We start from the raw sequence: 13,232 nt of genomic DNA, 5'->3' as shown, positions 1-13,232 counted from the left end.
GGCGCGGGGGCGGGGGCCGGGGGGGGCGACGGCCGCCCCCCGGCCACGGCCAGCGGCAGCTCCACCACGAACACGGCGCCCTGGCCGGCTTTGCTCTGGACCCGGATCTGGCCGCCCATGGCCGCTGCCAGTTCACGGCAGATCGCCAGACCCAGGCCGCTGCCTCCACCGTGGTCGCCGTCGCGCGGCGAGCCGCGTTCGAACCGGCGGAAGAGCCGCGCCTGCTGTTCGTCGCTCAGCCCCGGCCCACTGTCGCGCACCTCCAGCACCAGCCCGGCCGCTGGCCCCGACGACACGTCCAGCGCCACCTCGCCCTGCTCGCAGAACTTGATGGCGTTGTGGCCCAGGTTGAACAGGATCTGCCGGACCCGGGTGGCGTCGCCGCGCAGGATGACGGGCAGGCCCGGCTCGCGCCGCAGCGCGAACCCCAGGCCCTTGGCCTGCGCCAGCGGCTGCAGCAGGCCGGCCACTTCCTCGAGCAGCGGGGACAGTTCGAAGGGCGCGTCTTCCAGCACCAGTTTGCCGGCCTCGATGCGCGCCAGGTCGAGCGCATCGTTGACCAGGCGCAGCAGGTGCCGGCCAGCACGCTGGATGGCCTCCACCTGGTGGCGCTGCAGCGGATCGAGCTCGCTTCCCTGCAGCAGTTCGGCCATGCCGAGCACGCCGGTCATCGGCGTGCGTATCTCGTGCCCCAGCGTGGCCAGGAAGCGGCTCTTGGCCTCGCTATGCTGTTCGGCCAACTGCTGCCTTGCCTGCGCCAGCTGCCAGGCCTGGCGACGACGCAGCCGTGTGCGCCGCACCCAGGCCACCCACGCCACGGCCGCTAGCAGCAGCACGCCGGCAGACGCCAGCGCGACCTGGCTGCGCCACCAGGGCGCCTCCACCAGCAGCACCAGGCCGGCGCGTTCGGTCCAGCGGCCGTCGGCGCCCAGTACCGCCAGCCGCAGCCTCAGGCGGCCCGGCGACAGGCGCGGATAAACGCGCTCTCCCGAAGCCGGCAGGTCGACCCAGCCCGGGTCCTGCCCCTGCAGCCACAGGCGCTGCGGCGCCGCGGCCTGTGCCGGCGGCGCGAACGCGGGGCGCAGGCGCAGCTGCAGGTTACGGTCGCCGGCGAACAGGCGCAGCATCGGGCTGGACGGGTTCAATGCGATCTCGCGCCCGTCGCGCTGGACCTTCAGCGATTCAATGGCCGGCGCGGACATCGCCCACGCCGGCCACAGCAAGCCCAGCAACAGCACCAGGCCGCACCTGCGCCGACCTGCAACATTGGGTTTCGCCGCCATGCACCCCCCTTTCACTCACTCGGCCTAGACTAAGCCTGCCCCTGCACCAGGGGAGTAGGAGAAACACCATGCCGCGCCTGCTGCGCCCCGTGCTCGCCTGTGTCCTTGTCGCCGCTGCCGGGTGGGTGCAGGCGGAGGCCGAGGTATTCGAGCTCGACCCGGTGCACACACGCGTGGCGTTCCGCGTCGACCATGCGGGTTTCTCAAAGGCCATCGGCACGTTCTCGGGCAGCACCGGCACGCTGGCCTTCGACCCCGACGACTGGGCCAGTGCCACGCTGGACGTCACCATTCCCCTGGACTCGCTGGACATCGGCAGCGACGACTGGCGCGACAGAGTGCTGGGCCGGGCCTTCCTGGACGCGAAGTCGCAGCCCACCGCGCGCTTCGTCTCCACCCGCGTCGAGCCCGCGGCAGACGGCGCCCCCGGTACGGCCACGGTGGTGGGCCAACTGACCCTGCGCGGCGTCACCCGGGAAGTGGCGCTGGACGTGACGCTCAACGCCCTCAAGCGACATCCGCTGACGCTGCGCCGCACCGCCGGTTTCTCGGCCACCACCACGCTCAGCCGGCGCGATTTCGGCATCACCGCGTGGCGCCGCCTGGTCGGGGACCCGGTTGAACTGATGATCGAAGTCGAGGCGGTGCGCCGCCGCGGCGACAGCCCTTCCCCCACGCCGGAGCGCGACGATGCCGATCAAGAACCTCGCTGACCGCTGGGGCGGCGTCAGCATCACCCTGCACTGGCTCACGGCGCTGATGATCGTGGGCCTGGCGGTGGTGGGGCTGCTGATGCAGGAGCTGGCCAATTCGCCGACCAAGATCCAGGTGTACGGCCTGCACAAAAGCATCGGCCTGACCGTGCTGGCCCTGACCGTGCTGCGGCTGGTCTGGCGGCTGGTGGCCGGCGTCCCGGCGCCCGTGCCGGGCACGCCGCGCTGGCAGCGGTGGGCGGCGAACGCCAGCCACGGCGCGCTTTATTTCATCCTGCTGGCGATGCCGCTGAGCGGCTGGCTGTACAACTCGGCGTCGGGCTTCCCGCTCAAGTGGTTCGGCCTGTTCTCACTGCCCAAGCTGAGCGGCTATGACGCACAGGTAAAGGCGTTTGCACTGGGCGCGCATGAAACGCTGTTCCTGGTGCTGGCGGCCATCGTCACCGTGCATGCACTGGCGGCGCTGAAACATCACTACGTCAACCGCGACCGCACCCTGGTGCGGATGCTGCCCCTGCTTACGCCGCCGGCGCCCGCCGCGCGCGACACCGATCCCGGAGCCTGACCATGCGCGCACCCCTCCTGTTTGCCCTGCTGCTGGCCGCGACCGGCGTCGGCGCCGCCGACTATGTGGCGCAGCCCGGCTCCACGCTGGGCTTCACGGCCACCTACCAGGACGAAGCCTTCGAAGGCTCGTTCGCGAAGTTTACCCCCGTGCTGCGCTTCGACCCCGCCGACCTGGGCGGCAGCCGCCTGGACGTGAGGATCGCTTTGGCCAGCGCCAGCACCGCCAACGTCGAGCGCGACGAGATGCTGGTCAGCAGCGAGTTCTTCGACGCCGCCGGCGTGCCCGAGGCGCGCTATGTGGCGACGGTATTCCGCTCGCTGGGCGGCAATCGTTTCGTCGCCGACGGCACGCTCAGCCTTCGCGGCGTCAGCAAGCCAGTGCCGCTTGCCTTCACCTGGACGCCGGGCACCCAGCCGGTGCTGGCGGGCGAAGCCAAACTGAGCCGGCTCGCGTTCAAAGTGGGGACCGGCGACTGGACCGACACCGATCTGCTGCCCGATGAGGTCAAGGTCAGCACGCGCCTGGTGCTTGTGCCCAAGGCCGGCTGAGCCGACCCCGGCGCTATCGGGCGGCGACGAACCCGCGCACGGCCTGCGCATCGAACGGCCAGTCCAGCTCCAGGCCGGTGTCCTCGCGCCGCAGCACGGGGATGCGTTCGCCGTAGCGGGCCTGCAGCCCGAGGTCGTCGTCGATCCACAGCGGGTCGAAGTCGGATACGCCGGCCGCGGCCAACGTTTCCCAGGCGTGGTCACACAGTTGGCAGTCGTCCCGCTGGATCAGGGTGAGCTTCATCGGGTCGCGCCGTTCGCCGGCGTACAGTCTTGTTTTCCGCAAGGCGCATAGAATACGACGTCTTTGCCGGAACCCGCGACCATGGCCGTCAGTCTCTTCGACCTCTTCAAGATCGGCATCGGGCCGTCTTCCTCGCATACGGTCGGGCCGATGCGCGCCGCCGCGCGCTTCGCCAGCCGGTGGCTGGAGGAAACCGGCGCGCTGGAGCGCACGGCCCGCGTGCGCGCCGAAGTGTTCGGCTCGCTGGCGCTGACCGGCCGCGGCCACGGCACCGACAAGGCCCTGCTGATGGGCCTTGAGGGCCACCGTCCCGACGAGATCGACCCCGACGTGATCCCCGCCGCGCTCGAGCGCATCCGCAGGGAAAAGAAGCTGATGCTGCTGGGCCGGCACCCGATCAGCTTCGACGAGAAGCAGGACCTGATCATGAACAAGCGCCAGAAGCTGCCCTTCCACACCAACGGCATGCGCTTCACCGCCTACGATGCCGCCGGCGAGCTGCTGGCCACGCGCGACTATTATTCGGTGGGCGGCGGCTTCGTGGTGAACGAAGACGAGGCGGCCGAAGACCGCATCGTCGCCGACACCACCGAACTGCCCTTCCCGTTCCGCTCGGGCAACGAACTGCTTCAGCGCTGCCAGGACGGCCAGCTGAGCATGGCCGGGGTGATGCTGGCCAACGAGCTGACCTGGCGAACCCAGGACGAGATTTCCAACGGCCTGCGCGAACTGTGGCAGGCCATGCAGGACTGCACCGCGCGCGGCATCCGCGAGAAAGGCACCCTGCCCGGCGGCCTGCACGTGCAGCGGCGCGCACCCAGCCTGCATGCGGAGCTGTCGTCCAAGCCCGAAGCCGGCATGCGCGATCCGCTCACCGTGCTCGACTGGGTGAACCTCTACGCACTGGCGGTGAACGAGGAAAACGCCGCGGGTGGACGCGTGGTCACCGCGCCCACCAACGGGGCCGCCGGCATCATCCCCGCGGTGCTGCATTACTACGACCGCTTCGTCCCCGGCGCGAACGAGAAGGGCGTGTTCGAGTTCCTCCTCACTGCGGCCGCGGTGGGCATCCTCTACAAGGAAAACGCCTCCATCTCGGGCGCAGAGGTCGGCTGCCAGGGCGAAGTGGGGGTGGCCTGCTCGATGGCCGCCGCCGGCCTCACCGCAGCGCTGGGCGGCACGCCCAGCCAGGTCGAGAACGCCGCCGAGATCGGCATGGAGCACAACCTGGGCCTCACCTGCGACCCGATCGGCGGCCTGGTTCAGATCCCCTGCATCGAGCGCAACGCCATGGGCGCGGTGAAGGCCATCAACGCCTCGCGCATGGCCCTGCGCGGGGACGGCAAGCACAAGGTCAGCCTGGACAAAGTGATCCGCACCATGCGCGACACCGGCCGCGACATGCAGGACAAGTACAAGGAAACCAGCCGCGGCGGCCTGGCGGTCAACGTCATCGAGTGCTGAACCACCCGGCCTGCGCAGCCGGTGCTTGCCTTGTCCCGGCGCTGGGTTGATATTCAAAGCCAGCTCCAACCTTCGTCGGTGCCAGCCTTGTCAGTCCTGCGGTGCGTCGCTTCGCTGGTGGCCTTGTTCCTGCTTGCCGCCGGCAGCGGGCCGGCCCAAGCGCTTGACCCGGACAAGGCCTTCCATCATTACGTCCGCAACACCTGGAGCATTGAGCAGGGGCTACCGCAGATCAGCGCCCTGGCCATCGCGCAGGATCGGCAGGGCTACCTGTGGGTCGGCACCCAGGCCGGGTTGGCGCGCTTCGACGGCGTGCAGTTCACCAGCTTCAACCCCGAGAACACCCCCGGCCTGGCCGGCATCTGGATCAGCGACCTGCACGTGGACCCGGCCAACCGGCTTTGGGTGGCGACTTACCGGGGGCTGTCCGTGCATGAGGACGGCAAGTTTCGCCTCGTTCCGGTCGCGGGCGCGGCAACGGGCGAAACCCTCGACACCCGCGACATCGAGCCGATGGCCGATGGCCGGGTGATGGTGGCCGCCCCCGAGGGTGTGTACGAAGCCACCGCGGAGGGCCTGGTGCTGAGGCAGCGGTTGGCCTACCCGGCGACCGTGCTGATGGCCCGCGACGACGAACTCTGGGTCGGCAGCCGCGGCAGGGTTTATCGCATCGCCGGCGACACCACGGTGGTGATGCCGCTGCCCGAGGGCGACAGCGACACGGTGGTCACCCAGCTCAGGCAATCCCAGGGCCGGCTGTGGGCCGGCACCAGCGCCGGCCTGTTCTACCGACAGGGTGACGCCTGGCTTCGGCACGAGGGCGGCGAGCCGCTGTCCTCGTCGCCCATCGAATCCATGCTGGAGGACGCCGACGGCAACCTGTGGGTCGGCATGGTGCAGGACCTGGCGCGGCTGCAGGCAGGCCGTATCAAGGAGCTGGTGCAAAGCGCCGGCGCCGGCCCGTCGGTGCGGGCGATGTTCGAGGACCGTGAGGGCAACCTGTGGCTCGGCAGCCAGTGGGACGGCCTGACCCGGATGTGGAACGGATGGACCCGGCGCTACGGCCCGCGCGAGGGCCTGGACGACTCCACGCTGTGGTCGGTGGCGCGCGGGCCCGATGGCCGCATCTGGGCCGGCACCAACAGCGGCCTGAGCGTGCTGGAGGCTGGCCGCTTCCGCCAGGTGGTTGCAGGCGCCGACCTGCCCCATCCCAACGCCTACACCCTGCTTCCGGAAGACAACGCGGTGTGGATCGGAACCCGGCGCGGCGTGGCGTTACTGCGCGGCGACCGGCTGGAAACGCCCGACATCCTGGCGCCCATGCGCAGCGCCCAGATCAACGGCATGCTGCGCGACCGCGCCGGCGCGCTGTGGTTCGCCACCACCCAGGGGCTGTTCCGGCTGCGGCGCGACGACCTGACGCAGCTGGGCGTGGCCGAGGGATTGAGCGACCCGCGCACCCGCGTGCTGCTGGAAACCCGCGACGGCCGGCTGCTGGCAGGCACGCAGTCGGGTCTTTACGAGGTGTCGGGCGAACGGGTGGTGCCGATCGGCCTGGACAGCGGCCTTCGCGCCAACCTCGACATCACGGCCATCCACGAACTCGACGACGGCAAGCTGGTGGTCGGGGCATTGTCGGAGGAAATATTCCTGTTCGACGGCCAGCGCTGGACCACCTTCGGCCACGATTCGGGCATGCCCGTGAACTCGGCCTTCTTCATCACTCACGACCGCAGCGGCTACCTGTGGATAGCCGGCATCCGCGGCATCCACCGGGCACCGGTGGAGGACCTGCTGGCGGTGGCGCAGGGTCGCGCATCCACGGTGCGTGGGGAAATGCTGCTCAACGAGCGCGGCGACCGCCGGGGCGGCCAGAAGGGCTACTGCTGCAACGGCGCCGGCAACGCCAAGGGCTTCCAGTTCGACGAGGAGCTGTGGCTGCCCACGCGCGACGGCGTGGTGGTCATGTCCACCACCAACATCGTCAAGAACGCGGTGGCGCCGCGCACGCTGATCGAACGCATCCGGGTCGGCGACCAGTGGCGCGAAGCCAACCCCGGCGGCGACTGGCAGCTGCCGCCCGAAAACCGCGACCTGAGCTTCCAGTTCACCGTGCTGAGTTTCCAGGACCCCAACAGCGTCGAACTGCGCTATCGCCTGGTGGGTTACGACCAGGACTGGCGCAGCCTCGACGACCCCAGCCGCCGCGTCGTCAACTACACCAACCTGCCGCCAGGCGCGTACGTGTTCGAGGCGCTGGGATCCAACAACGCCGGGGCCTGGAGCACGGCGCCGGCGCAGTTGGGCTTCCGCATCCAGTCGCGCTTCCATGAAACGCCGCTGTTCTACCTGCTCCTGGCCGCGCTGCTGGGCAGCGTTCTGTACGCCGCCTACCGGCTGCAGCTCGCGGCGCACCGTCGCCAGCGGCTGGCGCTGGAACAACTGGTGGGCCAGCGCACCGAAGCGCTGGAAGTGGCCAACGTGCGGCTGGAGGAAGCCAGCCAGACCGACCCGCTCACCGGCCTGCGCAACCGCCGCTACCTGGCGACACAGATCCCGGCCGACATCGCCTTCTACGACCGCGAGTCGGTGCGCCGCGGCACCCCGGGCGAGGTGATGGTGTTCGCGCTGGTGGACATCGACCACTTCAAGGCCGTGAACGACCGGCACGGCCATGCCAGCGGCGACCGCGTGCTTCAGCAGTTCGCCCAGGTACTGGGCCAGCTGGTGCGCACCGGCGACTACGTGGCGCGTTGGGGCGGCGAGGAGTTCCTGATCGTGTTCCGGCCCATGCAGAACCGCAACATCCCGATCCTGGGCGAGCGCATCCGCGACGCGGTGGCGCGGCATCGCTTCGCCGTGGGCACCGAGGAGCCGCTGTCCCTGACCTGCTCGGTGGGCCTGGTGGAGTGCCCGCTGTTCCGCGACGCCCGTGGCAACCTGGGCTGGGAGCAAGTGGTCGAAATTGCCGACAAGGCGCTTTATCTGGTCAAGGAGCACGGGCGCAACGGCTGGGCCGCGTTCCGGCCGCGGGTGGGCAGCGACCTGCCCGAGCTCGTCCAGTCACTGGCGCAGGACCCGGCCAGGCAGGTCAGCCTGGGCCGGGTCCGGCTGCTGGCTTCGACCACGCTGTCCGACCTGCCGGCGCCACCGTCGCAAGCGCCGCGCCCCTAGTTCCGGCGCGAGCGTCGGCCTATGCTCGCCTCAATGCAAGCCACTGCCCGCCAACGGACGCTGATCTTTTTCCTGCTGGTGGCGCTTTATGCTGCGGGCGGCGCCTATTCGAGCTTCCTTTTGAATGGTCCGGGCGAAGTGGCGCTGTTCTGGCCGGCCTCGGGCGTAGCGCTGGCGGGCGTGGTGCGATTCGGCCTGCGCTGGGCCGTCTTCGTGCCCCTGGGCGGCCTGCTGTTGCACGGGCTTTTCGAACCGGTATCCCTCGCCTTCCTGCCCTACTCGCTGGCCAGCAACTACATCGGCGTATTGGCCGGAGGTTGGTTTGTGCTGCGGCAGCCGCGGCAGGCGCCGCTGACGGTGATGTTCGGGCTGCGCGCGCTGCTGGGCGGCGTGCTGATGGCGGCGGTGAGCGCCGGCATCGGCGTTTTCGGATTGCTGCAGGCCGGGCAGGTGGCGCTGGACGCAGCGCCCGCGGCCGGCATCCGCTGGTTCCTGGGCGACCTGCTGGGCGTGGCCAGCGTGGCGCCGGCCATGATGATCGCCCTGTGGCACAACGACCCCCGCATGCCCGGCGCCGACGGCGCCACCTACGCTCCTGAAGCCGAACACCTGCTCTGGAACGTGTCCCTCACGGCCAGCTTCCTGCTGATGGCGTGGGCAGGCAGCGGCGGCGGTCACTACGCGCTGGGCCTGGTGGCGCTGCCGCTGAGCGTGCTGGTCTGGAGCGCCATCCGCTTCCCGCCGCTGCACACCGCGGTAGCCATCGCCCTGACCATGCTGCTGATCACCGGCATGGCCGGCCTGGGCCTGGCCGGCTACCCGGCACCCGAAGCCACGCGCGACGGCCTGAACCTGCTGGCGTTCCTGATCGTGGTGGCGGTGCTGCCGATGATCCTCGCCTTCGCCATGCACCAGCAGCGCGTCACGGCCGCCACGCTGAGGCATCGCGCCAACATCGACCCGCTCACGGGGCTGGCCAACCGCAACGCCTTCGAAGAAAGGGTCCGCGCCGACCTGGCCAATCCCTCGGCCCCGCCCATGGCGCTGGCCTACCTGGACCTGGACCACTTCAAATTGATCAACGACACCGCAAGCCACGTGGCGGGCGACGCGGTCATCCGGGGCGTGGCCGGCATCATCGAGGCCCACCGGCACCGCGACGACCTGCTGGCGCGGACGGGCGGCGACGAATTCGCGCTGCTGCTGCGCAACTGCTCGCCCATGGTGGCCGAGGACCGCGCGCGCGCCCTGCTGCGCGCCATCGAAGGCTACCGCTGCGGCTGGGACGGCCAGATGCTGGCCAGCACGGCCAGCATCGGCCTGGTGGCCTTCCTGCCGGGCCAGGCCGAGTACGCGCAGCTGCTGTCGCAGGCGGACGCGGCCTGCTTCACCGCCAAGGAACAGGGCGGAAATCGCGTCTGCCAGGCCAGCCTGGACGGCGGTGAAATGCTGGACCGCACGTCGGCCATGCGCTGGGTGGTGCGCATCCGCGAAGCGCTGGAACACCACGCCATGGAACTGCACTGCCAGAGCATCGTCCCTCTGCGCGACAACGGTGATCGCGGCCGCCACTTCGAAGTATTGGTGCGCCTGCGCGATCCACGCAGCGGCCAGCTGATGATGCCGTCGGAGTTCATGCCGGCCGCGGAGCGCTTCAACCTGGTGACGCGCATCGACCGCGAAGTGATCGGCCTCACCCTGGCCTGGCTGGAGGCCAACCCGCAGGCGGCGGCGTCGGTGTCCACCTGCTGCATCAACCTCTCGGGCGACGCCCTGATCGACGAAGGCTTCATCGGTTTCGTCGCCGAGCGCCTGCGCCGCAGCAGCTTCCCGGGCGACCGCCTTTGCTTTGAAGTCACCGAAACCAGCGCCGTGCGCGACCTGGCGCGCGCGCAGCGCTTCATCACCGAGATGCGCGCCCTGGGCTGCCGCTTCGCCCTGGACGACTTCGGCACCGGGTTCTGTTCGTTCAACTACGTGCGCGCGCTGGACGTGGACTACTTCAAGATCGACGGCAGCTTCGTGCGCGACATGGATTCGTCGCCGCTGGCTGAAGCCGTGGTGCGTTCGATCAACGAGATCGCGCACGTGCTCGACAAGCGCAGCATCGCCGAACACACCGAGTCCGAACGCGATCGCCAGGCGCTGATCGCGCTGGGCGTCGACTATGCGCAGGGCTACGGCATCGACCGCCCCGTGCCCATCGCCGACTACTTCGCCAAACCCTTCCCGGGCCTGATGCCGTGAGCCGCGGGCGCTTGCTCGCGCTGCTGCTGGCCCTGTCCCCCGCCCTGGCGCACCCGCAATCCGGTAGACCCGTCGACCTGGTGATGGTGCGGCAGGGCCAGTCATGGGTGGCGTATGCCGACAACCGCCTCGGCGGCCCCGTGGAGGTGGAGCTCAGCGCCACCGAACTGACCGGCGTCATTACCGACGCCACGCTGCCGCTGCGCCACGTGCTGCCGGCACGCCAGCGCGTGGCCATGCTGCGCCTGACGGCCGAAGGCTCGGGGGGGCGCCATGCGCTGCAGCTCGACGCCACTCCCGGCGCGCCGGGCCAGGTGGCTCGCGACGTGGTGTATTCGCTGCCCGTGGACGAGTCGCGATTCGAGCTGGGCCAGGGTTTCCACGGCGGCTTCAGCCACCAGGACGAGGCCAACCGCTACGCCCTGGACCTGATCGTGGCCGAAGGCACCCCGGTGCTGGCCGCGCGCGACGGCGTGGTCATGCAGGCCATCTCGGGTTACCGCGAAGGCGGCGCCGACCGCGCGCTGGCCGCCCGCGCCAACCAGATCCGGATACTGCACGAAGACGGCAGCATGGCGCTGTATGCGCACCTGCAGGAAGCGGCGGTGTACGTGAACGCAGGGGACGAAGTGACGCTGGGCCAGATGATTGGCCGCACCGGCAACACCGGGTTTTCCAGCGGGCCGCACCTGCACTTTTCAGTGCAGGTGAACGGCGGCATGCGGCTGGTGTCCATTCCCTTCCGCATGATCGGGCCCGACGGCCTGCTGCCGCTGCAGCACTAGGCCGCCGACGGATCAGAAGGCGTAGCGCACCACGAACTGGTACACGCGGCCCGCCGACTCGGTTTCGACTTCGTACTCGTCGTAGTCGCGGTTGACCTGGTCGTCGAAGGTGCTGAACTTGTCGAACACTTCGTCCTTGGAGCTGTCCAGCAGGTTGGAACCGGTCAGGCGCAGGGTCCACTGCTCACCCAGCCGCTTCTCGACGAACACTTCCAGGTCGCCGCCGTAAGACGTCACGATCTCCTCGCCAACGATGCGGCCGAACGCTTCGCCCTGTTCGCGATAGCTGGCACCGAAGGACGCCGCCAGGGTCGGCAGCTGCTGGATGAAGCCGGCGTTGAAGACGTAGTCGGACTGGTCGTTGAACTTGCGCTTCCCGAACACATCCTCGATTTCGGAATCGAGCCACGAGTAGTTGAAGAACACGCCGGTATTGTCCAGCCCAAACGCCGACAGCGGCGTGGAAAGGTCCAGCTCGACGCCCCACACTTCGCCGTCGCCGGTGTTGCGCGGCTGCAGCACGAACGTACCCGGGCCCTCGTCGCCCTCCAGGCCGGTGTTGGCAATCTCGATCAGGTTGCTGATGTCGCGGTAGAAGGCGTTGACTCCCATCACGCCGCGGCTGCCCAGGCGCCGCTCCCAGCCCAGGTCCAGGCCCCAGGCGGTCTCGGGCTCGAGGTCGGGATTTCCCAGCAGGTCGTTGTCACCCAGTTCGGCCAGGATCAGCGCCGGCGATATCTGGTCGAAACCCGGCCGGCGCATGGTGCGCGCGACGGATGCGGTGATGCGGTTGGTTTCGTCCAAGTTCCAGCGCAGGTGCGCCGACGGCAGGAACGTCCCGTAGTCGTTGTCGGCCCTGGCATCGGCCGGCGCCACCGTGAGGTCGTTGATCTGCACGTCCGTCTGCTGGTAGCGCAGGCCCGCTTCCCACTCCATCGCGCCCGATTCGCCGCTGAGCTTGGCGAACGGTTCGATGCGGGTTTCCTCGATGGTGTTCAGGCCGCCGTCCACCGGCAGGAACGGCCCAAACGCGCCGGGCACGACCGGCGACGGCGCGGGCGCATTGGGGATGGTGATGCGATTGCGGTCGGCGGTGATCGACGTGTCGCGGTCCTTGCGGGTGGCCTCCACGCCAAACCGCAGCTCGGCGCGGCCCACGTCGCGAGTGTGGCGGATTTCGCCCGACAGCTCGCGGTCCTGGATGTCGACATACGTGCGGTCGCCCGTGAAGCGGTCGGCTTCCGGGAAGGGGTTGGCGTCGCGCAGGTACTCGAACTCGTCCTCGGTCTCGTACTGCTCGTCGTCGATGCCGGCATAGCCCAGGCGCACGCGCGTCTCACCGCCTGCGCCCTGCCACTCGTACTGTGCGCCAAGCTGGTAGTTGTCGGTGCGGATGTCGAGGTCGTTGACGTTCGTGCTGATGAGGTTGGACTCGTTCTCGATGCCGCTTCGGTACTCCAGCGAAGCTTCGTCCTGAAGGCGGTCGGTGCGCACGTAGAAAGCGTTGAAGCCGAGGCTGCCCGGGCCGACGTCGGCGGTGTAGTCGAGGTTGAGCGAGTAGTCGTCGCCGCTGCGGGTATCGGTCTGCAGTTCGGTGTTGTCCAGGGTGCCGCCCGGCTCGTCGAAGCGCTGGCTGAACTTGATCTTGGGATTGCGGCGACCCTGGGTGCTGGCACCCACCAGCAGCTGCCCGCCCAGGGCCTGGCCGCCCCAGACCACGCCCAGCGTCGGCTCGATTTCGTCGTCCGGGTAAAGCGCGGCGCCAGCCCGGATGTAGCCACCGTCCAGCGAATAGCCGTCGCGCAGCACGATGTTGAGCGCGCCGGCGATGGCATCACCGCTACGGTCGGCCGAGGACGAACGAACGATCTCGATGCGGTCCACCAGCTCGGCCGGGATACGGTCCACGAAGAACGAGCGATCGAAACCGGCACCCGGCACGCGGTTGCCGTTGATCAATATCTGGGTGTAGCCCGGGTCCAGGCCGCGCAGGCGCACGCCGTCGTATTCCAGCACGTCGGAAAGAAAAGCCACGCTGGGGACGCGCTTGAGCATGTCGCCGACGGTGACGGGCTCGAAGGCCTGGAAGAACTCCAGATCGTAGACCAGGGTGGCGGGGTCTTCGGTGCGGTCGCGGTAGATGATCTCGCCGCGCACCTCCAGGGCATCCAGCTGGGCGGTGGAGCCGTCGGGTGTGGTGGGCGCC

The 13,232-nt window shown here is 69.3% G+C and carries 10 protein-coding genes; 7 read left to right on the top strand and 3 right to left on the bottom strand.

Annotation, left to right across the window (positions count from 1 at the left end; translation table 11 throughout):
- The coding region (locus K0M70_RS01115; protein ID WP_290778161.1) for an ATP-binding protein at positions 1-1,283 on the bottom strand (1,283 nt) is incomplete at its 3' end.
- A 68-nt stretch (positions 1,284-1,351) separates the two neighbouring features.
- Here K0M70_RS01115 and K0M70_RS01110 point away from each other — a divergent pair.
- Genes K0M70_RS01110 through K0M70_RS01100 form a run of 3 tightly spaced genes read left to right on the top strand, consistent with a single transcriptional unit; the run spans position 1,352 to position 3,112 of the window.
- Positions 1,352-1,996, top strand: coding sequence for a YceI family protein (locus K0M70_RS01110; RefSeq protein WP_290778158.1), 645 nt, complete (start codon positions 1,352-1,354; stop codon positions 1,994-1,996).
- Positions 1,974-2,561, top strand: a complete 588-nt coding sequence (locus tag K0M70_RS01105; protein WP_290778155.1) for a cytochrome b — start codon at positions 1,974-1,976, stop codon at positions 2,559-2,561. The genes K0M70_RS01110 and K0M70_RS01105 overlap by 23 nt, the downstream gene beginning before the upstream one ends.
- Positions 2,562-2,563: 2 nt before the next feature.
- The gene (locus K0M70_RS01100; RefSeq protein ID WP_290778152.1) at positions 2,564-3,112 is read left to right on the top strand and encodes a YceI family protein; all 549 of its coding nucleotides are present in this window, start codon (positions 2,564-2,566) and stop codon (positions 3,110-3,112) included.
- Positions 3,113-3,125: 13 nt separating this feature from the next.
- Here the strand turns inward: K0M70_RS01100 and K0M70_RS01095 are convergent, their stop codons facing one another.
- Positions 3,126-3,356 carry a glutaredoxin family protein gene (locus K0M70_RS01095; protein WP_290778148.1) on the bottom strand — a complete coding sequence of 77 codons (231 nt, stop codon included), beginning with the start codon at positions 3,354-3,356 and terminating at the stop codon, positions 3,126-3,128.
- An 81-nt stretch (positions 3,357-3,437) separates the two neighbouring features.
- Here K0M70_RS01095 and K0M70_RS01090 point away from each other — a divergent pair, with 81 nt between their 5' ends.
- From K0M70_RS01090 to K0M70_RS01075, 4 genes are all read left to right on the top strand, one after another.
- Positions 3,438-4,820: an L-serine ammonia-lyase gene (locus tag K0M70_RS01090; protein WP_290778145.1), complete on the top strand. Its 1,383-nt coding sequence runs from the start codon at positions 3,438-3,440 to the stop codon at positions 4,818-4,820.
- Positions 4,821-4,907: 87 nt separating this feature from the next.
- On the top strand, positions 4,908-7,994 hold the full coding sequence (locus K0M70_RS01085) for a ligand-binding sensor domain-containing diguanylate cyclase (protein ID WP_290778143.1): 3,087 nt from the start codon (positions 4,908-4,910) through the stop codon (positions 7,992-7,994).
- Positions 7,995-8,027: 33 nt separating this feature from the next.
- Positions 8,028-10,241, top strand: coding sequence for an EAL domain-containing protein (locus tag K0M70_RS01080; RefSeq protein ID WP_290778141.1), 2,214 nt, complete (start codon positions 8,028-8,030; stop codon positions 10,239-10,241).
- Positions 10,238-11,026: a M23 family metallopeptidase gene (locus K0M70_RS01075; RefSeq protein WP_290778139.1), complete on the top strand. Its 789-nt coding sequence runs from the start codon at positions 10,238-10,240 to the stop codon at positions 11,024-11,026. Before K0M70_RS01080 ends, K0M70_RS01075 begins: the two co-directional genes overlap by 4 nt.
- Positions 11,027-11,038: 12 nt before the next feature.
- On the opposite strand, the gene K0M70_RS01070 is transcribed toward K0M70_RS01075, so the two are convergent.
- The coding region (locus tag K0M70_RS01070) for a TonB-dependent receptor (protein ID WP_290778136.1) at positions 11,039-13,232 on the bottom strand (2,194 nt) is incomplete at its 5' end.

This window comes from Arenimonas sp., from assembly GCF_019459675.1.
Taxonomy (GTDB): Bacteria; Pseudomonadota; Gammaproteobacteria; order Xanthomonadales; family Xanthomonadaceae; genus Arenimonas.
Note: the sequence above shows the minus strand (reverse complement) of the source record. Positions and strands in the feature narration are given on the sequence as shown.

Excerpts from the sequence above, each read along its gene's own strand:
- K0M70_RS01110 (WP_290778158.1), top strand. The coding sequence starts at position 1,352 with ATGCCGCGCCTGCTGCGCCCCGTGCTCGCCTGTGTCCTTGTCGCCGCT.
- K0M70_RS01105 (WP_290778155.1), top strand. The coding sequence starts at position 1,974 with ATGCCGATCAAGAACCTCGCTGACCGCTGGGGCGGCGTCAGCATCACC.
- K0M70_RS01100 (WP_290778152.1), top strand. The coding sequence starts at position 2,564 with ATGCGCGCACCCCTCCTGTTTGCCCTGCTGCTGGCCGCGACCGGCGTC.
- K0M70_RS01095 (WP_290778148.1), bottom strand. The coding sequence starts at position 3,356 with ATGAAGCTCACCCTGATCCAGCGGGACGACTGCCAACTGTGTGACCAC.
- K0M70_RS01090 (WP_290778145.1), top strand. The coding sequence starts at position 3,438 with ATGGCCGTCAGTCTCTTCGACCTCTTCAAGATCGGCATCGGGCCGTCT.
- K0M70_RS01080 (WP_290778141.1), top strand. The coding sequence starts at position 8,028 with ATGCAAGCCACTGCCCGCCAACGGACGCTGATCTTTTTCCTGCTGGTG.